Below are 23,545 nucleotides of genomic sequence, written 5' to 3' on the forward strand. Positions count from 1 at the left end.
GGTTTGGCATATTACATAGATTTGAAAGCAAGACATCAAAGGAAATGGCATGGCCAAAATTACCTATATCGAGCATAACGGCAAAGAACATGTTGTTGACGTGGCAAATGGACTGACAGTCATGGAAGGCGCGCGCGACAATAACATTCCAGGGATCGAGGCCGATTGTGGCGGTGCATGTGCCTGTTCCACTTGTCACGTTTATGTTGATGCCACTTGGGTTGAAAAACTTCCTGCTAAGGATGCGATGGAAGAGGACATGCTTGATTTCGCATGGGAACCCGACACTGAAAAATCGCGCCTGACTTGCCAGTTGAAAGTATCAGATGATCTGGATGGCTTGATCGTGCGTATGCCCGAAAAGCAAATATAATGCGCATTGGGGTGAAAATATTTACCCCAATTCTGACATGTGCGGTTGCGCTTGGATTTGGCGCAGCACAGGCTGATATTCTTGCCGCAAAATTTGTCGAACCCACCAAACGCTATGCGCATGCTGTTCTTGGCGACGATATCGAATATGGCGCATTGGAAGTGCGGGTTAAATCTGGGAAAAACCAAGAAACCCGCATTATTACCTTGCCCAAATCCCATGTTTTTGAAGACCTCACACCGCGCCTTGCCGATATGGATGGTGATGGCGATAACGAGGTTGTGGTGATCGAAACCGATGTACAACGCGGTGCAGCTCTTGCGATTTATGATGAAAATGGCAAGATCGCGGAAACACCGCATATCGGAACGTCTCACCGTTGGCTCGCCCCCGCTGGAATTGCCGATTTCAATGGCAATGGAAAAATGGATATCGCCTATGTTGATCGTCCACATTTGGCCAAGATCATGCGGATCTGGGAATTTGATAATGGTCGGTTGAAAGAAATCGCCAAATTGCAGGGGCTAACAAACCATCGCATCGGCGAAGATTTTATATCTGGCGGCGTGCGTATCTGTGATGGACGCGCCGAAATCATCACGGCGGATTCTTCGTGGCAACGGATGCGTGCAACCTATTTCATTGGCGCAAACCTTACATCCAAAGACATTGGCGCGTTGCGTGATAAACAAAGCCTGCAATCCGCGCTCAACTGCTAATCCATTTTGTATAAATATCCAAAACTGCAACCCGTCAACCACCATAAGGTTCAGGATCAGGCGATATCTGGCGTTTTGGATATTTAAAACATTTGGAGATTAGAGCGCCCGCCAGCCGATATCCTTGCGATAAAAACCATCTGGCCAGTCTATTTTCGCAATTGTTTCATATGCAGCGTCACGTGCAGATTGAAGTGTTTCACCACGCGCCGTGATATTTAATACCCGTCCACCATTGGCAAGAACTGTCGTGCCATCGGATTTGGTGCCGGCGTGGAATATATGCAATTTGGTTTCGTTGTTCAGCCCTTCAAGCCCCTTGATCGCGCTCCCCTTGGCATATGAACCAGGATATCCATTTGCCGCCATCACAATTGTAAGCGCATGATCATCCGCCCAATTGATTTGGAATTGATCCAATTGACCCTTGGCACAGGCAAGCATCGCATCAAGCGCTTGCGCGCCAAGGCGCATCATCAACACCTGACATTCAGGATCGCCAAAGCGTACGTTATATTCCACAAGACGAGGTTGCCCATCCTTGATCATAAAACCCGCATAAAGCACACCTTGGTATGGCGTGCCACGACGCGCCATTTCATCGACGGTGGGTTGCACAATTTCAACCAGTGCTTTTTGTGTGACCGCATCCGTCATCACGGGCGCGGGGGAATAGGCGCCCATGCCACCTGTATTGGGGCCTTGATCGCCATCAAAGGCGCGTTTGTGGTCTTGGGCGGTGCCGATGGGTAGGATGTTTTTCCCATCTGACAAGATGAAAAAGCTGGCTTCTTCGCCTTCCATGAACTCTTCGATCACGACCTCTGCACCTGCATCGCCAAATGCGCCGCTGAACATATCATCCAATCCGTCCAAAGCTTCTTGTTCGCTCATCGCGACAATCACACCTTTGCCTGCGGCCAGCCCATCGGCCTTGATCACAATGGGTGCGCCTTGTTTGCGCACGTAATCTTTGGCGGCGTTTCCATCGGTAAAACGTGCATAGGCGGCGGTGGGTGCACCTGATGCATCGCAGATTTCTTTGGTAAATGCTTTGGATGCCTCGAGCTGTGCTGCTGCGGCGGATGGCCCAAATGTGAGGATATTTGCCGCACGTAAATCATCGGCGACGCCTTTGGCCAATGGCGCCTCTGGGCCAACGATGACAAATGAAATGTTGTTGTCTGCGCAAAAGGCAACAACAGCAACGCTATCCTCTGGATCAAGCGCCACACATGTTGCGACATCCGCGATGCCTGCATTGCCAGGGGCGCAAAACAATTCATCGCATTTTGGATTTTGGCGCACCGCCCAAGCCAGCGCATGTTCGCGCCCACCACTTCCAAGGATAAGAATGTTCATTTTTGCGATACTCCTGACTTGGCCTTTGTTGTGATGCGTTCTAAAGTCGTGCAAGAGCAGAGGCAAGGGATCTAACACCAGATGTCCGATTTAATCGACGCACCGAGCGAGGGGCAAAACGCCCCCGAATTTAGCGTGTCTGAAATTTCAGGCGCGGTGAAACGCATGATTGAAGGCGAATTTTCCCATGTGCGGATCCGCGCAGAGGTAGGGCGCGTGTCGCGACCCCGCTCTGGTCATGTTTACCTTGATCTCAAAGATGACCGCGCGGTTTTGGCTGGGGTGATGTGGAAAGGTGTCGTGGCCAAGCTGCGCACCCAACCCGAAGAAGGCATGGAGGTGGTCGCAACGGGCAAGCTCACCACATTCCCAGGGCAATCGAAATACCAAATGGTGATCGAAAATATCGCACCTGCGGGTGTGGGCGCATTGATGGCCATGCTGGAAAAACGCAAACAGATGTTGGCGGGCGAGGGCATATTTGATCAGGATCGCAAACAGCCAATTCCATATCTGCCAGAGGTGATCGGCGTTGTCACATCGCCATCGGGCGCGGTGATCCGCGATATTCTGCACCGCCTTCGCGATCGGTTCCCGCGCAAGGTATTGATCTGGCCCGTTGCCGTGCAGGGTGAAAAATGCGCACCAGAGGTGACAGCCGCGATTGAAGGGTTCAACGCAATGAGCGTGGGCGGGGCGATCCCTCGTCCCGATTTGATAATCGTTGCACGCGGTGGTGGTTCGCTCGAAGATTTGTGGGGGTTTAACGAGGAATCGGTGGTGCGCGCCGCAGCAGCGAGCGATATTCCCCTGATATCCGCAGTGGGTCATGAAACCGATACAACACTGATTGATTTTGCATCCGATTTGCGTGCGCCAACACCCACGGCGGCGGCGGAACATGCCGTGCCTGTGCGCGCCGATTTGTTGGGATGGTTGGGCAATATCGAAACGCGGCGTTTACGCAGCCTGCAATCGGGATTGGATAATCGCCGCCAACGGTTGCGCGATTTATCACGTGCATTACCAAATCCCGCTGAATTGGTTGGAATACAGGGGCAGCGCTTGGATGTTTTGGCGGGGCGATTGCCCCGTGCCTTGCAATCGGTGGCGCAAAACAAACGCACGCGGTTATCCCAAACCAGTGCTGGGTTACGCCCACAGATTTTAAATCAACAAATTGTTCTTAAAAAACAATCCATTGATGCCGTATCTCGCCGTTTTGCCCAAGGTGCAAAAACGCAAGTGTCACAAATTCGTTCTCGTCTGGATGGGTTGGATCGCCTGCGCGAAACATTGGGCTATACCGCCACATTGAAACGTGGATATGCGGTGGTGCGCGACGATGCCGGTGCGTTGGTAAGCAATGCAAAAACCGCAGGCGCGGCGGCGGGGCTGGATATTCAATTCGCTGATGGCCATGTTCAACTTGGTGCTGCGAATAATCACAAACCAAAACCCAAAAAGAATCCGCCACCCAAACCATCAGGTGGGCAAGGTAGCCTGTTTTAGGATGTTAATTCGGGTGCGGGACATTCAATGTCATCATTGGTGATCTTACCCAATTGCAGGTCATAAATCGCAGGGTTTCCATCAATACGCGCGGAATATCCCCGATCACTATGCAATATATTCCAACACGATTTGATTGGGTTATCTTCGTATTCGAAACAAATCTGGTTTCCCTCTGAATGCCAACGCCCGCTTTCGCATGTGCCACCTGCGGGTTTCCAAATGGATTTCCCATCTTGGAAATATTGTTCAACACCGTAAAATTCACCAAATTGGTAGAAATACAATGTCTTACCCTCTGAAATTGCGCGAAATTCTTCGGGTTTGACAATGGTTTCAAGCGTTTGTGCCAAAACCGATTGCATCGAAATAAATGCACAGATGAACACAGCAATAAACCGCATGTCGTTGCCCCAAATTGTTTCGCAAACCATAGAGGATATGAAACCTTGGCGCAAACAATGGTTCAAATTCGATTTAACCGTTGCCAATCGCGCAATCGGGGCTGCATCAGGTTTTGAAACCAACGCGGGAACAAACAGATGAACATCATCGTTATCATGGTGAATGGCAAATGCGGTGATTGCATGTGTGCGCTGTTTTGCGCGGATTTACCATGCGTATGTGGTGAATTTTTCGGCCCGTGCCGACGGGGTGCGATCCAATAATGATGTTGTTGAATTGGTAAATACCGTTTGTAATGATCACGTTCGCGGCGCAATCCATAATGCCGCACATAATCACATAACAGCGTTATCAGCTGTGCCATCATCGACAATCCGATATAAAAACCCAAACCAACGCCACCCATCAGGTGATGAATTGCAATGGAAATCATCAACGGCACAAGCCAATATTTCAAATACGGGTGAAACAGATCCACCTGACCATGATTAAATGCCATGCGGCGTTTGTTTTCGGCGTAAAGCCCCGCCCGATATGATCCAATCCATGCACGCTTGATAAATTGATAGATACTTTCACCTTGTTTTGCGGTGTTGGGGTCAATCGGTGTGGCCTTATGAACCTGATGAATCAAGATTTCAGAGCTGGCGCGATGGCCAAACCACAAGCTTGCAAAAATCAAAGCGCCCAATTGTTGGACATAGCGATTGGGATGACGCAGCAGTTTTTTTGCGTTGGCAAAGCTGATCAATCCGAAAAATGCACCAAAACCCAACAAAAACAAGGGTATAATTGCGTATGGCAACATCGTACAAAGCATGATGACCACCGGAATGAACACAATATGCATAATACCAAAACCAACGCGCCACATCATCTGTGGCCAAAGAATTTCGCGATTACGGGGTTGATGATCTGGCTTTGTCAAAGAGTGTTGCAACAGGTTTCCATGGTTAAGTTCAACGTTCCAACCTTTATAATTTCAGCCGATAAATTTTTGGTAAACCGCCGCCAAGAAGCGTATAAAATTCGATAAAAGTCGTTTTTGTCATGGTTGCACCCATTCAATCCCCGCTATAGCGTTGGGTAACATGAATGGGGAATTCACATGGCATTGGATGACAAAAAAGGCGTTTGGAAATCGGGCAAGGGCAAAGGGCGCAAAACACCCAAAGGTCGCCAAGTCACCGAAGATACGCTGAATGAAATGCAATCCCTGTTGGCGGGGCGCGATATGCGCCGTGATTTGCTGATCGAACATCTGCATGTGATCCAAGATACATTTGGGCATCTATCCGCACCGCATCTGGCGGCATTGGCGGAAATGATGAAGCTTTCGCAAACAGAGGTTTACGAGGTTGCGAGCTTTTACGCCCATTTTGATATCGTCAAAGAAGATGAAGTGGCACCCCCCGCATTAACCATTCGCGTTTGTGACAGCCTGTCTTGTGAATTGGCGGGCTCGGAACAATTGCTACGCAATTTGGCGACGAAATATAATGGCAAGGGTGCGGTGCGTGTGCTGCGCGCACCTTGCATGGGGCGCTGTGATACGGCACCAACCTTGGAAATTGGCCATAATCACATTGATCACGCCGATTTGGGCAAGGTCGCCGCGGCCATTGATGCGGGTGACACCCATGCCCATATCCCTGATTATGAAATCTTTGAAAATTACCGCGATGACGGCGGTTATCGCGAATTGGAAGCGCTGCGCAATGGTTCGAAAACACCAGACGATCTGCAAGACGAAGTGCTTGAAAGTGGTCTACGCGGTATGGGTGGGGCTGGGTTCCCATCTGGCAAAAAATGGTCATTCGTGCGCATGAACAAAGGCCCGCGTTATTTGGCGGTAAACGGTGACGAGGGCGAGCCTGGTACATTCAAAGATCGCTATTTTTTGGAACGCGAACCCCATGTGTTTCTTGAGGGCATGTTAATCGCCGCTTGGGCGGTAGAGGCGGAAAAATGTTTCATCTATATGCGCGATGAATATCCCGCTGTGTTGGAATTGTTGCGCGTTGAAATTGCCAAACTGGAAGCGGCCGGCATCGTTGATGCGGGATATATTGATCTGCGCCGTGGGGCGGGGGCATATATCTGCGGCGAAGAATCCGCCATGATCGAAAGTATTGAGGGTAAGCGGGGAATGCCACGTCATCGCCCGCCATTCGTGGCGTCCGTTGGGATATTTGACCAACCCACATTGGTGCATAACGTTGAAACGCTCTATTGGATTTGCAAAATCGCACGCCATGGCGGCGATATATTCGGGGCGCATGGTGTGAATGGGCGAAAAGGCATGCGCAGCTATTCCGTATCGGGGCGGGTGCGCCATCCGGGTGTGAAAATCGCACCAGCGGGCGTAACCATTCGCGAATTGATCGATGATTATTGCGGTGGCATGGCTGATGGGCATGAATTCAAGGCCTATCAACCCGGTGGCCCGTCATCTGGATTGCTACCTGCCAGCATGGATACCATCCCGCTTGATTTCGACACATTGCAAGAATACGGCACATTCATTGGTTCCGCCGCCGTTGTGGTTTTGTCTGACCAAGACAGCGCACGCGCAGCCGCGCTTAACATGCTGCGCTTTTTCGAAGATGAATCCTGTGGTCAATGCACACCGTGTCGCGTGGGCTGTGAAAAAGCGGTAAAATTGATGCAGGCCGATCACTGGGATCAAGGATTGCTGGAAGAGCTATCAACCGCGATGGTGGATGCATCCATCTGTGGGTTGGGACAGGCCGCACCAAACCCCATTCGTTTGGTCATGAAACACTTCCCAGACGAGATTTAACATGGATATTACCATCCTGATTGGGCTGTCCGCATTGCTTGCGGTTATTCAGTTATTGTTCTTTTGTTATCGCGAAAATTCGTTTGGAAAGACGTTAACAAAAACATCTAGTATATTGTTATTGTTTGTTTTTGCGGTTTTAACAAAATCGCCCATCTTGTTCATTATCGGCCTTGGGCTTTGTGCGGCGGGTGATTATTTATTGTCCCGCGATGGCGATAAAAACTTTATGCTGGGTGTTGGGGCATTTGCGCTTGGTCATTTGTTTTATGCTGCATTGTTCTTAACACATCCTTTGCCCTTGTTTGATATCATTGGCGATGGTTTGGGGCGGCAATTTTTGGCCGCGATTATTGCCATTGGGGCTTTGATGGGGATGATTTTGTGGTCACGCACGGGCGAGTTGCAATTTCCCGTTACGATCTATGTCATCATTATTTGTATCATGGGCATCACATCGCTAAAATTTTTGGGGCTGGATCGGGCAACCATTGTTCTGGGCGTGGGGCTGTTTATGGCATCAGACATCATTCTGGCGCTGGAAAAGTTCGTTTTGCGCGATCATAGCATCTGGCGCAGCTTTACGCCGTTTGTCGTCTGGGCAACCTATTGGGGGGCACAGTTTTTTCTAACTTTCGGTGTTATATACGCCTATCGCATCGCACTGATCTAGTTGCGATAAACCGCACAGACACAGCCACTTGATTTCAGCTTGGAACAAAATGCACCTGCCGCGCGGCGATCATCAAATCCGATCCGTGCGGTATAAACGCGCCGTGTTCCCGCCATGCGTTTGTAAATGTAATCCACCGTTTTTGGGCGTAACAATGCTTTGCAAGATTGCGCACGGCGCCGATAGGCCGCGGCGGCGGCACGTTGGCTATTGCCAGCGGCCAGTTGCACACCCCAGGGTTTATACTGTGGCAGTGCCTTATATTTTGTATAAATTCGCTGCTCCGCCAGATTAAAACAGGCGGGCAGAAACGGTAAATCCCCGCTCAGTCGAAAATCGGGATTGTTTGGCGGATTATCACGCCAGATTTTTGCGCTGATATTGGTGATGATCTGAACATAGTTCCATGTTTCAGTGGGCAATCCCGTATCACCCGCCATAAATGATCGTGCGCGCAATTCACCCGCATTATATGCCGCCGCGGCCAATCCCTCGTTTCCAAATCCACGCACCAAGCGCCCCATGTAACGCGCGGATTCATCCAATGCCTCGGCAGGGTTCCACGGGTTTTTCAGCCCGCGAATTTTTGCAGTGGATGGGATGAATTGTGCAATCCCTTGGGCGTTGGCGGGGCTTCGGGCGTTGGGGTTAAATCGGCTTTCTTGCCAGATCAGTCGCGCAAAAAAATGCGGATTTACACCATGGCGCGTGGCAAAGGTTTCAATTGCGCCACAAACATCTGTTTCAAATTGTGCAGGGTTGATGCAAACGGGCGCGCCGTGTTTATCGCTGGAACATTGTGTTTTTTCATCCGCATCTTGTGCCAACACGGGTGCGGACAATCCACAGAAAACCACCCAGAAAATCATCATAAACAAACGCATGTGCACGTTTACCCTGCTATGATCGGACTGCAAAGATAGAAATCAAAATAACGATGGCTCTTCCATCTTTTGTTGATGCGTATTAGGTGGGGTAAAGGAAATTGGAGCCCGCGTAATGTCTTTCTTCAAAAAACTTAAAACCAAGCTGTTTAAATCTTCTTCCAAACTAGAAGAGGGGCTTGATGCCATTGTTGAAGATGGCGGTGAAGAAGAGATTGTTGAAGAAACGCAAGCGGCCGAACAAGCAAGTGACCAACAAGCGAAATCCGATGCTGAATTTGAGGCACTACAGGGCGATATAGAAAGCGTGAGCGCCGAAGACGCCGCATTGGCCGAAGAACAGGAACCTTGGGTTGAGCCCGAAGATAGTATCGAAGATAATATTGAAAATCAGCTCGATCAGATCGAAGAAAACCTTGACGATTTGAAACAAGAGATCATCTCGCCAGAGCCAGAGCCAGAGCCAGAGCCAGAGCCAGAGCCAGAGCCAGAGCCAGAGCCAGAGCCAGAGCCAGAGCCAACTCCTGAACCTGAATCGACGCCGGAGCCAGAAAAGCCTGTTAAAAAAACAGGGCTCTTGGGGCGTATGTTGGGGCGTGGTGGTGATGATGCTAAGCCAACACCAGAACCAGAAGTTGCACCGACACCAAAGGTAGAAACACCCGTTTCCCAACCCAAAACAGAACCAATAGCAGCGCCACCAGCGCCAGAAGCCAAAGCAAAGGTTGAAAAACCAACACCAAAACCCGCGCCAAAGGTTGAAAAAACAGCGCCCAAGCCTGAACCCAAGGCCGAACAACCCACGCCAGCACCAGAAACACCGGTACGTCCATTGGACACATCAGAAGGGTTACTGGCGGATGATGCGCAAGAGGTTGTTGAAAACAAGGGTATCCTGAATCGCGTACTTGGTCGTTCAAACAAAACAGTGGTGCGTCGCACGTTGGATGATGCGATGCTCGAAAGCCTTGAGGAATTGTTGATCAGTGCTGACATGGGCGTTGACACAGCGCTGCGCGTTTCTGCCAATATGGCCGAAGGACGGTTTGGCAAAAAGCTTTCTGTCGCAGAAATCAAAGATTTGCTGGCCAGCGAAGTGTCACGCATCATGGAACCTGTTGCCAAACCCATGCCGCTTTATGCGAAAAAACCACAGGTGGTTTTGGTTGTCGGTGTGAACGGGTCTGGCAAAACCACCACCATTGGTAAACTGGCATCCCAATTCAAAGCAGCCGGTAAATCCGTGGTCATCGCCGCAGGGGACACATTTCGCGCCGCCGCCGTGGAACAATTACAGGTCTGGGGCGATCGCGCAGGCGTGCCCGTGTTAACTGCACCCGAAGGGTCCGACCCCGCATCATTGGCATTTGATGCCATGGAACAGGCCGAACGCGACGGCGCTGATTTGTTGATGATCGACACGGCAGGGCGGTTGCAAAACCGTCAGGATTTGATGGAAGAACTGGCCAAAATTGTGCGCGTGATCCGCAAGAAAGACCCCGACGCACCCCATAACACATTGCTGGTTCTGGATGCGACCACGGGGCAAAACGCGCTGAGCCAAGTGGATGTGTTTCAGAAAATTTCCGATGTTTCGGGGCTTGTCATGACGAAACTGGATGGCACGGCCAAGGGCGGTGTGCTGGTCGCGCTGGCCGATAAATTTGGCCTGCCCATTCATGCGATTGGAGTGGGTGAACAGATTGACGATCTGCAAGCGTTTGATCCCGACGAATTTGCCCGCGCTTTGACAGGTTTGGAAAATTAACTTTGCCTCATAACGTATTGAAACAATTGCAATAGGTCAAACATGAGCGATTGGATCATCAACATTGCCAACACCCCTGCGGGAAGCAACCTTGCGTTGGGGTTGGCATTATTTGCCGCCGTCATGCATGCCATTTTTGGCGCATTGCAAAAAGGTAAATATGATCCCTGGTTGATGCGTGGTGCGATGGATTTTTGGTACGGTTTGATCGCCGCACCCATCGCATTATTTATCGTCCCTTGGCCCGAACCCCATATGTGGCTGATTTTTGTGGGCATGTTTGTCATTCACGTGATTTACAAAATCACCCAAGGCATGGCGTATAGCCACGGCGCATATACGGTTGTTTATCCCGTTGTGCGCGGGCTTGGCCCATTATTCACGGTGCTTGCGGCGGGGATTGTGTTTGGCGAACATTTTGGCGCGGTGCAATGGGCAGGGGTTGTGTTGCTCACCCTGTCTATCTTGATGCTGGCGCGGCTAAACCTTAATCGCGCCAAACGCAGTGGTGTGAAATTGGAAAGCGATGAATTGAAGCTTGCACTGGCATGGGCGGTAGCGGCTGGGTTCATGGTGGCGGCCTATACCACATATGACGCTTATGGCATTCGCGCCACGGCCAACCCGTTCACATTCCTTGCGTGGTTCTTTTTCATTGATGGGCTGTCGGTGTTTCCTTGGCTTGCCGCTTGGCGTTGGCGGGGGATGGAAAACCGCCCTGATGTGGCACCATTGATGATGCGTGGGCTCATCGGTGGGATTGTTGCCTATTTCAGTTTTGGCGCGGTGATGCTGGCCACAAGATTGGATAAGGTCGGCGAAGCGGCGGTGTTGCGCGAGACATCACCAATATTTGCAGCGCTGATTGGTTGGCTTTTCCTCAAAGAAACCGTAGGTGTAACCCGTGCCATATTCATGGGATTAATCGCGATGGGCGCGGTATTGGTTGAATTTGGCGGCTAAAGGATAGTGAGATGAGCAATAAAAACGTCAGCCCCTTGGTAAAAACCGCATTGGAACTGGGGCCGGTGATCTTGTTTTTCGTGGCTTTTGTTTTGTTAAAAGATCGCGAATTTATCGTGGCTGGCACACCGTACAAAGGATTCATCGCTGCCACCGCGCTATTTATTCCTGTTTTGCTCATTTCCACGGGGATATTGTGGAAACTCACTGGCGAATTATCAAAGATGCAAATCGTCACCGCCGTTTTGGTTCTGGTGTTTGGTGGGCTTGGCATTTGGTTTAATGACGAGCGGTTCTTTAAAATGAAACCAACATTGATCTATCTGATCTTTGGTGGGCTGTTGGGCTTTGGCCTGTTGCGTGGGCAATCATACCTCAAGGTCGTGATGGAACAGGCCTTGCCGATGGTGGATGCGGGTTGGATGGTTTTAACCAAACGCATGACCGCGTTTTTCTTTGCCCTTGCCGTTGCAAACGAAGTTGTCTGGCGCACCATGTCAACAGAGGCATGGGTGAATTTCAAAACCTTTGGGCTCACGGCGGCGCTGTTTATCTTTATGATGACACAGTCAGGATTGTTCGCAAAATACGGAATTGAACAACCCGACGACACGGACGCGGCATAGACCGCGTCCCGAACACTATCGTTTGAACAGATTTTTCTGGGCGGATTTATCGCCCAGTGTTTTGCGTTTTTCCGCCGCCAATGCGCGACCACGGGCAAGGGCAGGGCGCGCCGCACAACGATCAAGCCACGCTGCCATATTGGGGAATTTTGTCAAATCCTGTTCTTGGCGTTCCCACAGGCTCGCCCACGGCCACACGGCCATATCTGCAATGGAAAAATCACCACAAATATAATCCTGCCCCGCCAGTTGTTTTTCCAAAACACCATACAGGCGGGCAACCTCGCTGCGATAGCGATCTTGGGCATAGGGGATTACTTGTGGTGGTTCCAAATTCGGGGCATAGGCCAGAAAATGATGCGCTTGTCCCGCCATCGGGCCAACACCACCCATTTGCCACATCAACCATTGATCGATTTCAATCGCATCGCGTGGTGATGCCCCGTAAAACTTGCCGGTTTTACGCGCCAGATATTGCAATATTGCACCAGATTCAAAAATCGAAATCGGTTCACCATCAGGGCCATCATGATCCACAATCGCTGGCATCCGATTATTGGGGGATATCGCCAGAAATTCAGGTTTGAATTGATCGCCAGCACCAATATCCACAAGGTTCAGATTGTAATCTAATCCCATCTCTTCCAATGCGATGGCGATTTTCCAACCATTGGGGGTTGGCCAAAAATATAGATCAATGGGTTTGGTCATATATGTGTCCTCACTTTGTGAAAACCATTGCAGAAATCGCGCGTATTACAACCCCGTACTACAATCCAGCACGGTGGCGATATGACAATCCGCGCAACCAAGTGAATGAAAGATAGGGCAATTTAAACATCGCACGGATTTTGCGTGGTTGTGCGCCATTGCCCAAACGCATGGATAATTCGGCGGGGGAAAATCCCGCTTCGCGGCGAAAAATGGCGTGATACAATCCAAATACCCCATCACGGGTGTAAAATGACCAGTGGCAAAAACCCGCGCTGGGGCGGGCCATGCGAATGCCCATCATGCCAAGGCATTGTAAAACAGATGTGCAATCAATCTGAATATTCACCCAGTTGGATCGACGAAACGGGAAATCCATACCCAATGCGCGATTGGCGGGGCCGGGGCTGGGCGCGAACCGTTCAAACAGCAAATCATAAAAATCATTTTGCCGCGCGGTGATATTGTAAAATTGTGCACTACGCGCGGCAGGGTATTGCAAAGCGGCCAGCGCCACCGCACCAAATTCCGCGCCCCCCATCATCACAACCCGCCCAAGGTTTTGGTGCAAAATATGGCGCAAGGATTGCAATACAACCCGTGCCCCCATGGAATGCGCCATAATGTCGATTTTGCGGTTCGGTGCGATATCATGCAGGATATTGATCAATCGCGCCAATTGCGCCCCTTCCAATTCGGCGCGGTCATAAACCTGATGCACGGCGGTGCGCGCCAGAAAATAATCAGATCGCGCATGCCATGCAAACCCGATCGCAAGACCGCCCCGATTGTCATATTGCGCGACACCCATCTGGCGCGGCCAAGATCGAATTTTCCAATGTTTACGATCAACATGGCGGGCGAAAATGGTGCGATGGGGGTTATTCGCATGGACAAGGGGGGAAAATTTATACCCATGCACCATGATAATAATGGGGGAACCCACCGGCACGGTTTTCAGATTTTCCGCCAGCAATACCGCCAGATCACGCGCAGGCAAATCGGGGTGAAACAAACGCCCGTTTACAGAATTTACACGAAAGACAGACATCGGACTGCTCGTATCTTGTTTTATCGTTATGTGTTTCATAACCGCTAAAAACAACAAAACCGTAAACATAGCGTTTCAGTTTCATGAACCGAACAAATTTTCTGCAAATTTTTCGTCGCTGCTTGACGTTTTGCCGTTGATGGGCGTAATAACCAACTGTGGCGATTTGTAACCGGATTGTGGGCCACGTTAAACATGCCGCTAAAGAGGTCGAGGCGCGATAACCCCGACTTTGGTTGGGGTTTTTTTATGGGCGGCGCCCAAAGGATATGAATATGGAAAACTGGAAAGCAAAAACAAAATTGGTACACGCAGGTGCCAAACGCAGCCAATTTGGCGAATTGTCAGAGGCGATTTTTCTGACCCAAGGGTTTGTGTATGACACTGCCGAGGATGCCGAAGCACGCTTTATCGAAAGCGGGCCAGATGATTACATCTATGCGCGTTACGCCAACCCAACCGTGCGCATGTTCGAAGAACGCCTTGCAGCACTAGAAGGGGCAGAGGATGCATTCGCCACCGCATCGGGCATGGCGGCCGTGTCTGGCACATTGTTTTCCATGTTACGCGCGGGTGATCATGTTGTATCGTCCAAGGCATTGTTTGGGTCTTGCCTGTTTGTGATTGATGATATCCTGCGCCGCTGGGGGATCGAGGTCACATTGGTTGATGGCACTGATCTGGATGCATGGGCCGCCGCAATGCAGCCAAACACCAAGGTTTGTTTTTGCGAGGCGATTTCAAACCCGACATTGCAAGTGATCGATATCGCTGGCGTTGCCAAAATCGCCCATGCGGGCGGTGCGCAATTGGTTGTGGATAACGTATTTGCCACCCCAGTGTTTCAACGCACGCTGGAACTGGGCGCGGATGTGGTTGTTTATTCCGCCACCAAACATATCGACGGGCAGGGGCGCTGTTTGGGTGGCATCGTTTTGGGAACCAAGGAATTCATCCAAGACACATTTATCCCATTTAACAAACACACAGGCCCCGCGATGAGCCCATTCACCGCTTGGGTGATGCTCAAAGGGCTGGAAACACTTGTTTTGCGCTGCGAAGCACAGGCAAAATCCGCCGCCGCCATCGTTGATGCGCTAAAGGGTCATGCAAAGTTGACCACGGTCATCTATCCCACCGATGAAACCCACCCACAGCACGAATTGGCAAATCGCCAAATGAGCGCAGGTGGCACCGTTGTCGCGTTCGAGGTTAAGGGGGGCAAAGCGGCTGCATTTAAATTGCTGAACAATTTGGAAATCTTCACCATTTCCAACAACCTTGGTGACGCCAAAAGCCTGGTCACACATCCCGTGACCACCACCCATAAAAACCTGACCGATGAAGCCCGCGCAGAGGCCGGGATCACCGATGGCATGATCCGCCTGTCTGTGGGGATCGAGGATACAGATGATCTGATCGCTGATCTGTTGAACGCGCTGAAACAGGTGTAGCGGAATATTAGGGGAAATGTTTCAAAATCAGATCAAAGCGTCGTGATTGCGCCGCTTTGACTGGTAACTTTTGATCTAAACCCCTATATAGACCGTATCAAGGGCACTAGACCGAAAGGAAACCCCTATGAACCTTCCAGATCCATTGAAAAACCAAACAGGCGAATTGGTTGTTGAAAAACCAACCAAGGAACAGGCCGAAGATGCCGTGCGCACTTTGTTGCGCTGGGCTGGGGATAACCCAGAACGCGAAGGGTTGTTGGATACACCTAGCCGCGTGGTAAAGGCATATGGCGAATGGTTTCGTGGATATGAAGAAGACCCGATTGATATGCTGAAACGCACATTTTCAGAGGTCGAAGGGTATGACGAAATGGTGTTGTTAAAAGACATCCGTTTCGAAAGCTATTGCGAACACCACATGGCCCCGATTATCGGTGTGGCGCATGTGGCCTATATCCCAACCGCGCGGGTTGTGGGGATTTCCAAACTGGCACGGGTTGTGGATGCATTTGCCAAACGCTTGCAAGTGCAGGAAAAAATGACATCACAAATCGCAAATGCCATTGAAACCGCATTACGCCCCCACGGTGTTGCGGTGGTGTTGGAAGGCGAACATCATTGCATGTGCACGCGCGGCGTAAATAAAAACGGCGTCACCATGATGACATCCGCCATGCGCGGTGCGTTTAAAACTGATCGCAATCAGCGTCGCGAATTCATGGCGGCAATTGGGAAGTCAGCGTAACCCTTTTGGGTTTTATGCGGATAAGCTGTGCCTCCGGCACGGGTTTTTGCAACTGTTTGGCGCGATGCGGTGGCTGGGTCTTTGTTTGAATTGCTGAGATAATGTCAAAGCAAACCTTTCACCGTTCGCATCTGTAACGCGATTGAAACCCGTTTGCGGGTAAAAGCATTTCGTCGACAATATGATTTTGGGTTTTTGGGATGCATACACATTCCATAAATTATCAACAAACGGATCACTGGTTTTGGGGACCTGCCCATGACCAACAAGGGAAACCTTGTTTTGATGCGGGGGAAACCCTGTCCTGCCATATCATAACGGTGGCGCCGCCAAATCAAAATTCACTTTGCGTGACTTAACCCCTCGCAAACCCCAAGTGACCCCGTTGCAAGACGGGGCGACAGGGTGGTTTGTGGGGCGGTTTTGTTGTGCAATTGTGTGATGGGTGTCACGCTTATCTATCTTGACAGTTTGCCGTCCCTCCACCAAACCTTGCGCATGTTTGATTTTCGCCCTGCGGGTTATGTTATTGGGATGCTGGTCGTAGCGCTGGGCGCTGCGATGTTGCTCCCTATGATCGTGGATATTGTCACGCAGAGCGGCCATGCGGGTGCATTTGCGGTTTGCGCATTTATTACCTGTATTTCAGGGGCGGTGATCGCATTGGCCTGTGCCAATGCCGCCGAGGGCGGATTAACCATTCAACAGACATTTTTCCTGACCACTGGTGTGTGGTTGGTTTTGCCATTTTTTGGGTCTTTGCCGTTTATTTTTGGCGCAACAGAGGCGCGATTTGTTGATGCGTTTTTTGAGGCAATGTCAGGGCTGACCACCACGGGTGGTACGGTATTCACAGGGCTTGATACCATGCCCAAAGGATTGTTGTTTTGGCGTGGGTTGATGCAGTGGTTTGGCGGCATTGGTGTGGTTGTGATGGCGATGGTGTTTTTGCCCATGTTGCGCGTTGGTGGGATGCAGATTTTCCGCACCGAAGGCTTTGATACATTTGGGAAAATCTTGCCACGTGCTGCGGAAATTGCGCGCAATATTTCATCGATTTATATCACGCTGACACTAACCTGCATGGTGGCCTATGCCATGGCGGGGCAATCGTTTTTTGATGCGATGGTACATTCCATGACCACCATCGCCACAGGCGGTTTTGCCAATTATGATTCAAGCTTTAGCGATCTTGGCGCCGCCACCGAATATATCGGTGCAACATTCATGATTTTGGCGGCGCTGCCCTTTGTGCGTTATGTGCAATTCATGGGTGGTTCGGTAAAACCCCTGTTCAAAGACAGCCAGATCCGCGCATTTGCAATGACGCTGTTGGTGGTGGTTTTAATGCTGACAATCTGGCGATTTACTTTTGTGACGCAATCTGGCGAATTTGCATTTCGCAAGGCGCTGTTTAACGGCGTGTCGATCCTGACGGGCACAGGCTATGCCAGCGATGATTATATGCTGTGGGGAGGGTTCCCGATTACGGTATTTTTCCTGATCGGTTTGATCGGGGGCTGTGCGGGATCAACCACATGTTCGATCAAGATTTTCCGCTTTCAGCTGTTATTTGCATCCATTCGTGCCCAAATTCAACGCATTCACAACCCAAGTGGCATTTTTCAGCCCAGATATGAACGCAGACCCGTATCCGAAGATGTTATTTCTTCTGTGATGGCGTTTTTTATGTTATTTATGGTTTCATTAGCCGTTTTGTCCATTGCACTAGGCATGACGGGGCTGGACGCCGTGACCTCAATTTCAGGTGCAGCAGCGGCGCTGGCGAATATTGGCCCAGGATTAGGGGCCGAAATAGGACCATCCGGCAATTTCGCCGGTCTGAACGATGGCGCCAAATGGTTGCTTTCGGCAGGAATGTTGGTCGGACGATTGGAATTAATGGCGGTGTATGTGATGTTTACCGCAACATTTTGGAAAGGTTAACCATGGTAAAGGGTGATTTAGACCCCACCAATTGGGATGAATTTCGCACAACTGCGCATCGCATGTTGGATGCAAGCATAACAAAAATGGAAAACGCGGATCAGGGGCGGGTGTGGACACCTTTGCCCCAAGATTTGCGTGATCAGTTTAGCCGCGATTTACCGCGCACGGGCAGCAATCCCGAACAGGTCATGAATGACATCATGCCATATGGTGCGGGCAATACGCATCCTCGGTTTTGGGGTTGGGTACATGGCGCTGGTGCACCAAGCGGCGTTCTGGCTGATATCATTGCTGCGGCAATGAATGTGAACGCAGGGGGGCGCGATCATATCGCACCCGTTGTGGAACGACAGGTCGTGCGGTGGTGCGCGGATATCATGGGTTTTGGTGATGATGCGTCAGGGCTGGTTGTATCGGGCACATCGCTGGCCACGATTATCGCGCTCAAGGTTGCGCGTGACAAAGCATTGCCAACCGTGCGCGGTGGCGGCATCGGCGATGCACGCCTTGTGGGATACACATCAAAACAAACCCATACCTGTGTAAAACGTGCGTTTGATATGTTGGGTCTTGGCAGCGATGCGTTGCGCATGATTTCCTGTAACGATGCGTTTGAAATGGATCTGGATGATCTTCGCGCTCAAATAGCGGCGGATCGCGCCGATGGTTTGCAACCGTTTTGTGTGATTGGCACGGCGGGTGCGGTGAATATGGGTGCGATTGATGATCTGGATGGGATTGCCGATATCGCCAAGCGCGAAAACCTGTGGTTCCATGTTGATGGCGCCTTTGGTGCCACCGCACGGGTGGGGCATTTGGTGCGCGATCAATTGGCGGGTGTTTCCCGCGCCGATTCACTGGCCTTTGATTTTCACAAATGGCTGCAAACCAATTATGAATCGGGCATTGTCTTGATCAAAGATGAATCTGCCCATCGCCATTCATTTGCCGATCGCCCCGAATATTTGCGTGGTACAGAACGTGGTCTTGCGGGCGGTGCATTTTGGGCGGTTGATTACGGCCCAGAGCTCAGCCGTGGTTTTCGTGCGCTCAAAGTTTGGGCGCATCTGGTGGAACATGGCATCGATAAACTGGGCGCGAGCATTGATCGCAACATTGAAACGGCGCGATATTTGCAGGCCCGCATCGCACGAGAACCCAAACTGGAATCGCTTGCACCTGTGCCGTTGAACATCAATTGTTTTCGCTATGTCACCAATGATGTGAATATGGATGCAATCAACGAGGAAATCGTGATTCAACTCCAAGAAAGCGGTGTCGCGGTGCCTTCAACCACGCGATTGAACGGGCAATTGGCTATTCGTGTGAATATCACCAATCACCGTACACAAAATTCCGATATGGATTTGTTGGTGGACGAGGTGTTGCGCTTGGGCGAAATGTTGAGCGTCGCTGCGGCCTAGCGCAATCCAACTTGTGCATGGCCCGCTTTGCTTTTAGCCTGTTGTGAAAATGGGAGGCGAACATGAGCAAAGAATACAAAGCAGATGTGATCGTCATTGGCGCGGGTCTTGCGGGCATGGTTGCCGCAAGCGAAGCGGTGGCGCGCGGGCGTTCGGTGCTGTTGTTGGATCAAGAAGGCCAACAATCGCTGGGTGGTCAGGCATTTTGGTCGCTGGGTGGGTTGTTCATGGTCGATACCCCGGAACAACGCCGCATGGGCATTCGCGATTCAGTCGCACTCGCCGCACAGGATTGGGCGGGTTCCGCACAGTTCGATCGCACAGAGGATGCAAATCCACGCCTTGTTGCCGATGCCTATCTGGATTTTGCCAGTGGCGAAATGCGCAGTTGGCTGCATAAAATCGGTATGCGTTGGTTCCCTGTTGTCGGCTGGGCGGAACGTGGGGGTGGCATGGCGCATGGGCACGGGAATTCTGTGCCACGCTTCCATTTGACATGGGGCACAGGCCCAGGTGTTCTTGCCCCATTTGAAGCGATGCTCAAAGCGGCAAAAGACGCAGGTAAGCTGCGCTTTGCATTTCGCCACCGCGTCACTGCGCTGGAGGTTCACCATGGTGTCGCCAGTTCCATTGCGGGTGAAATACTGGAACCCACGGATGCACCGCGCGGCCAAAGCACATCGCGCAGCGTTGTCGGTGATTTTCGCGCAATTGGCGAAAGCATCATCGTAACATCTGGCGGTATTGGCGGTGATTTCACCAAGGTGCGCCATGTTTGGCCCACAGATCGTCTGGGGGCAGCGCCCAAAAACATGATTGCAGGTGTACCCGATTACGTGGACGGCCAAATGCAAGAAATCGCACAGGGTGCAGGGGCAGGGATCATCAATGCCGATCGGATGTGGCATTATACCGAAGGCGTGCAAAACTGGGATCCCATCTGGCCCAATCACGGCATTCGGATTTTACCCGGGCCCAGTTCGATGTGGTTTGATGCGCTTGGCAATCGGATGGAGGCACCATTTTTGCCAGGGTTTGACACACTTGGCACATTGCGCCGTATTCTTTCCACGGGGTATGAGCATAGCTGGTTTATCCTCACCCAAAAAATCATCGAAAAAGAATTCGCGCTGTCAGGATCAGAACAAAACCCCGATTTCACCTCTGGCAAATGGGGACAGGTGCTAAAATCCCGCCTTGGCAAAGGTGCCACGGGGCCTGTGGAAGCGTTTAAAAAACACGGCGCCGATTTTGTGGTGGCCGATGATCTGGAAACGCTGATTACGGGGATGAATAAAATCACACCCGATACACCGCTGGCATTTGATCACATCCAATCCCAAATTGTTGCGCGTGATCGTGAAATCGACAATGAATTTAGCAAAGATGCCCAAGTCACCGCCATACGCGGTGCGCGCAATTACCGTGGCGATAAATTGATCCGCACCGCAAAACCGCATCGCATCCTTGACCGATCAGCGGGGCCATTGATCGCGGTGCGTCTCAATATCCTGACCCGCAAATCGCTTGGGGGGATTCACACCAATCTTGATGGGCAAGTGATCGGTCAAGACGGCGAAATCATCCAAGGCTTGTTTGCGGCGGGTGAGGTCGCAGGCTTTGGCGGTGGTGGTTATCACGGCTATAACGCGCTGGAAGGTACATTCTTAGGTGGCTGCCTGTACAGCGGTCGCCAAGCGGGGCGAAAAGCGTAATCAGGCGGAAACTGCTGCGCAGTTACAAGATATTGATCAAAGGGGCTGCCGCCCCTTGCTGTAACGTCATGCAAAGCATGTCATCACATCTACCCCGCGGATATTTTAACAAAATGGAAAGAAATTTGATTCAAATTTGAACTGCGGGACAGGCAGGGATGCCGATGGCCGTCAAAATGGAGGTCGTCTTGCAACTTGCAAGGCGGCTTTTCCAAATGTTCAAAATATCCTCGCCGAAGGCATAAAAGCTTTCGCACGCGATCGGCGAATAAATTGATCCGATTGAATTGACCAAACTCGCACCTTTCCCTAAGTAGGGTTGAACTGTCTATCACAAGGGTTTTGTCAAATGGCTGTCGCTAAACCGCGCTCTTTCCAAGAAATTATTTTGCGCCTTCAGGAATACTGGGCCAAACATGGCTGTGCGATCATGCAACCCTATGACATGGAAGTGGGGGCGGGGACGTTTCACCCTGCAACAACATTGCGCGCACTTGGCAATAAATCTTGGGCTGCGGCCTATGTGCAACCATCGCGCCGCCCAACGGATGGGCGTTATGGTGAAAACCCCAACCGATTGCAGCATTACTACCAATATCAGGTGATCATCAAACCAAGCCCGCCAGATTTACAAGAATTATACCTTGGCTCGCTTGAGGCAATCGGTGTGGATATGGACATGCATGACATCCGTTTTGTCGAGGATGACTGGGAAAGCCCGACGCTTGGCGCTTGGGGGCTTGGCTGGGAGGTGTGGTGTGACGGCATGGAAGTGTCACAATTTACCTATTTCCAACAGGTTGGCGGGCATGATTGCACGCCTGTGTCGGGCGAGCTGACCTATGGTTTGGAACGTTTGGCGATGTATGTGTTGGGTGTGGATCATGTGATGGACATGCCGTTCAATGATCCCGATGCCACGATCCCGCTAAAATACCGCGATGTGTTTGAACAAACCGAACAGGAATATTCGCGTTGGAATTTCGACATTGCCGATACGGATACGTTGTTGCAACATTTCAAAGATGCCGAGGCCGAGTGCGAACGCATTTTGGATGCACCCCATGTGGACCCCAAAACGGGCAAATCCATCATCATGGCGCATCCGGCATATGATCAATGTATCAAGGCATCGCATTTGTTCAATTTGCTGGATGCACGCGGCGTGATTTCGGTGACCGAACGCCAAGCCTATATCGGGCGGGTGCGGGCCTTAGCCAAGATGTGTGCGGATGCATTTGTACAAACGGATGCGGGCGGGGCCGCTGCGGTTGTTTCTTAACTGCGGAGTTTTGGTGTGACCAAACCAACAAGCGACGATAACACCCCAAAGAAACCAGAAGAATTGGTAACACATCTTCGTGCGCAAATTGTGCAAATGCGCGAGACAATGGATAAACAGCGCAGCACCTTGGACAAGCAGCGCGATACATTGGCAAAGCAGCGTAAAAATTTGGAAGACCTGCGCAAACAAATCAAAACACAGGCGGATAAAAAATCCACTGCGAGCGAAAAAGACATCGCCAATTTGCATAAGAAATTAGAAAGCGCAGAGACCAAGCTTGCCACTGAATCTGAAAAACTGGCCAAGCTGCGCAAATCATACAATAGCGCCATGGCCAAGCAAAAAGAGTTGCGCGATCAAAGTGCAGCGCGTCTTGATGCGGTTGCTCAACAGCGCGAAAAAAACGCACATCTGCGCGAATTATCGGTGCATCAATTACAATCAACAGAACGTAAATCCACATCACATGGTATGCTCAAAGGCATGGCGATGTTGCTTGCCCCTGAAGATATCGTTTTTGATTGTGGGGCAAATATCGGTGATGTCACGGCGATTTTTGAACCAACGGGTGCACAGATCACGGCGTTTGAGCCTGATGAAAACTGCGTTGCGAAAATGAAATCTCGCTTTGGCGATGCGCCCAATATCACATTGATCCAAGCGGGTGTTGGCATTTCCCAAACCCGTGCAAAATTATACCACAGTAGCGATTATGCCGATAGCGAAGCACGAAGCCAGGCAAATACCTTGATCCACGGCAATGCGCGGGTGGATTACGATGAGACCCATGCCAGCGAAGTCGAAATTGTTAATCTGATCGAAATTATCGAACAGACAATCGCCAAACATGGTGAAATTGCCGTGTTAAAAATGGATATCGAAGGCGCGGAACTGGACATATTAGAAGCATTGTTTGAAAAATCCCTGTTTGATCATATCCGTTGTAGCGTTGTTGAAACCCACGAACATATTTTCACGGATTTGGCGGATCGTTACGCCGCCATTCGCGCGGCGATTGGTGCGAAATACCCGCCGAGCAAAGTGTTTTTGGATTGGATATAGGGTGATGTCTATGGAACGCCCTTGTACGCATTTGGTAAGTCAAGTAATTGCCATTCC

21 protein-coding genes and 1 riboswitch are annotated in these 23,545 nt (G+C 50.8%); of the genes, 15 read left to right on the forward strand and 6 right to left on the reverse strand.

What is annotated here, in order from left to right; translation table 11 throughout:
* The first annotated feature begins 49 nt into the window (after positions 1–49).
* Complete coding sequence (locus BFP76_RS08860) at positions 50–373, forward strand: 2Fe-2S iron-sulfur cluster-binding protein (protein ID WP_099592870.1); 324 nt, start codon at positions 50–52, stop codon at positions 371–373.
* Positions 373–1,092: an FG-GAP repeat domain-containing protein gene (locus BFP76_RS08865; protein WP_099592872.1), complete on the forward strand. Its 720-nt coding sequence runs from the start codon at positions 373–375 to the stop codon at positions 1,090–1,092. The genes BFP76_RS08860 and BFP76_RS08865 overlap by 1 nt, the downstream gene beginning before the upstream one ends.
* Positions 1,093–1,191: 99 nt before the next feature.
* Here BFP76_RS08865 and purD read toward each other — a convergent pair whose 3' ends face one another.
* Complete coding sequence (gene purD, locus BFP76_RS08870; RefSeq protein ID WP_099592874.1) at positions 1,192–2,454, reverse strand: phosphoribosylamine--glycine ligase; 1,263 nt, start codon at positions 2,452–2,454, stop codon at positions 1,192–1,194.
* Positions 2,455–2,535: 81 nt separating this feature from the next.
* Here purD and xseA point away from each other — a divergent pair, with 81 nt between their 5' ends.
* Entirely contained in the window at positions 2,536–3,966 is a 1,431-nt protein-coding gene (gene xseA, locus BFP76_RS08875) for an exodeoxyribonuclease VII large subunit (protein WP_099592876.1), read from the forward strand.
* On the opposite strand, the gene BFP76_RS08880 is transcribed toward xseA, so the two are convergent.
* Both BFP76_RS08880 and BFP76_RS08885 read right to left on the reverse strand, forming a co-directional pair.
* Positions 3,963–4,370 (reverse strand): hypothetical protein, encoded by a 408-nt coding sequence (locus BFP76_RS08880; RefSeq protein ID WP_133117420.1) that lies wholly within the window; start codon positions 4,368–4,370, stop codon positions 3,963–3,965. The genes xseA and BFP76_RS08880 overlap by 4 nt on opposite strands.
* 62 nt (positions 4,371–4,432) lie before the next feature.
* Positions 4,433–5,299, reverse strand: coding sequence for a fatty acid desaturase family protein (locus BFP76_RS08885; protein ID WP_099592880.1), 867 nt, complete (start codon positions 5,297–5,299; stop codon positions 4,433–4,435).
* Positions 5,300–5,479: 180 nt separating this feature from the next.
* On the opposite strand from BFP76_RS08885, the gene BFP76_RS08890 reads away from it, so the two are divergent.
* Both BFP76_RS08890 and BFP76_RS08895 read left to right on the forward strand, forming a co-directional pair.
* Positions 5,480–7,174 (forward strand): NAD(P)H-dependent oxidoreductase subunit E, encoded by a 1,695-nt coding sequence (locus BFP76_RS08890; RefSeq protein WP_099592882.1) that lies wholly within the window; start codon positions 5,480–5,482, stop codon positions 7,172–7,174.
* Between the two features lies 1 nt (position 7,175).
* Positions 7,176–7,847 (forward strand): lysoplasmalogenase, encoded by a 672-nt coding sequence (locus tag BFP76_RS08895; protein ID WP_099592884.1) that lies wholly within the window; start codon positions 7,176–7,178, stop codon positions 7,845–7,847.
* Here BFP76_RS08895 and BFP76_RS08900 read toward each other — a convergent pair.
* On the reverse strand, positions 7,844–8,731 hold the full coding sequence (locus BFP76_RS08900) for a lytic transglycosylase domain-containing protein (protein ID WP_099592886.1): 888 nt from the start codon (positions 8,729–8,731) through the stop codon (positions 7,844–7,846). The two genes, BFP76_RS08895 and BFP76_RS08900, sit on opposite strands and share 4 nt — an antisense overlap.
* Positions 8,732–8,846: 115 nt before the next feature.
* Here BFP76_RS08900 and ftsY point away from each other — a divergent pair, with 115 nt between their 5' ends.
* Genes ftsY through BFP76_RS08915 form a run of 3 tightly spaced genes read left to right on the forward strand, consistent with a single transcriptional unit; the run spans position 8,847 to position 12,088 of the window.
* Complete coding sequence (gene ftsY / locus BFP76_RS08905; RefSeq protein WP_099592889.1) at positions 8,847–10,499, forward strand: signal recognition particle-docking protein FtsY; 1,653 nt, start codon at positions 8,847–8,849, stop codon at positions 10,497–10,499.
* 42 nt (positions 10,500–10,541) lie between these two features.
* Positions 10,542–11,462, forward strand: a complete 921-nt coding sequence (locus BFP76_RS08910) for an EamA family transporter (RefSeq protein WP_099592891.1) — start codon at positions 10,542–10,544, stop codon at positions 11,460–11,462.
* 11 nt (positions 11,463–11,473) lie between these two features.
* On the forward strand, positions 11,474–12,088 hold the full coding sequence (locus BFP76_RS08915; protein ID WP_099592893.1) for an inner membrane-spanning protein YciB: 615 nt from the start codon (positions 11,474–11,476) through the stop codon (positions 12,086–12,088).
* A 15-nt stretch (positions 12,089–12,103) separates the two neighbouring features.
* Here the strand turns inward: BFP76_RS08915 and BFP76_RS08920 are convergent, their stop codons facing one another.
* Positions 12,104–12,799, reverse strand: a complete 696-nt coding sequence (locus BFP76_RS08920; protein ID WP_099592895.1) for a glutathione S-transferase N-terminal domain-containing protein — start codon at positions 12,797–12,799, stop codon at positions 12,104–12,106.
* Positions 12,800–12,857: 58 nt separating this feature from the next.
* Complete coding sequence (locus tag BFP76_RS08925; RefSeq protein ID WP_165775692.1) at positions 12,858–13,850, reverse strand: alpha/beta hydrolase; 993 nt, start codon at positions 13,848–13,850, stop codon at positions 12,858–12,860.
* A 148-nt stretch (positions 13,851–13,998) separates the two neighbouring features.
* A riboswitch (SAM riboswitch) is annotated at positions 13,999–14,076 on the forward strand.
* Positions 14,077–14,125: 49 nt separating this feature from the next.
* Here BFP76_RS08925 and metZ point away from each other — a divergent pair.
* From metZ to BFP76_RS08960, 7 genes are all read left to right on the forward strand, one after another.
* Positions 14,126–15,304, forward strand: coding sequence for an O-succinylhomoserine sulfhydrylase (gene metZ / locus BFP76_RS08930; protein WP_099594025.1), 1,179 nt, complete (start codon positions 14,126–14,128; stop codon positions 15,302–15,304).
* Positions 15,305–15,431: 127 nt separating this feature from the next.
* Positions 15,432–16,052, forward strand: coding sequence for a GTP cyclohydrolase I FolE (gene folE, locus BFP76_RS08935; RefSeq protein WP_099592899.1), 621 nt, complete (start codon positions 15,432–15,434; stop codon positions 16,050–16,052).
* A 498-nt stretch (positions 16,053–16,550) separates the two neighbouring features.
* Complete coding sequence (locus BFP76_RS08940; protein WP_099594026.1) at positions 16,551–17,999, forward strand: TrkH family potassium uptake protein; 1,449 nt, start codon at positions 16,551–16,553, stop codon at positions 17,997–17,999.
* A 2-nt stretch (positions 18,000–18,001) separates the two neighbouring features.
* Positions 18,002–19,426 carry a pyridoxal phosphate-dependent decarboxylase family protein gene (locus BFP76_RS08945; protein WP_099592901.1) on the forward strand — a complete coding sequence of 475 codons (1,425 nt, stop codon included), beginning with the start codon at positions 18,002–18,004 and terminating at the stop codon, positions 19,424–19,426.
* Positions 19,427–19,488: 62 nt separating this feature from the next.
* The gene (locus BFP76_RS08950) at positions 19,489–21,141 is read left to right on the forward strand and encodes an FAD-binding dehydrogenase (RefSeq protein WP_099592903.1); all 1,653 of its coding nucleotides are present in this window, start codon (positions 19,489–19,491) and stop codon (positions 21,139–21,141) included.
* Positions 21,142–21,490: 349 nt separating this feature from the next.
* Complete coding sequence (locus BFP76_RS08955; protein ID WP_099592905.1) at positions 21,491–22,423, forward strand: glycine--tRNA ligase subunit alpha; 933 nt, start codon at positions 21,491–21,493, stop codon at positions 22,421–22,423.
* Between the two features lie 15 nt (positions 22,424–22,438).
* Entirely contained in the window at positions 22,439–23,488 is a 1,050-nt protein-coding gene (locus BFP76_RS08960; protein ID WP_099592907.1) for an FkbM family methyltransferase, read from the forward strand.
* The last annotated feature ends 57 nt before the right edge of the window (positions 23,489–23,545 follow it).

Origin of the sequence: Paramylibacter kogurei, from assembly GCF_002742285.1 — a bacterium.
Classification (GTDB): Bacteria; Pseudomonadota; Alphaproteobacteria; order Rhodobacterales; family Rhodobacteraceae; genus Amylibacter; species Amylibacter kogurei.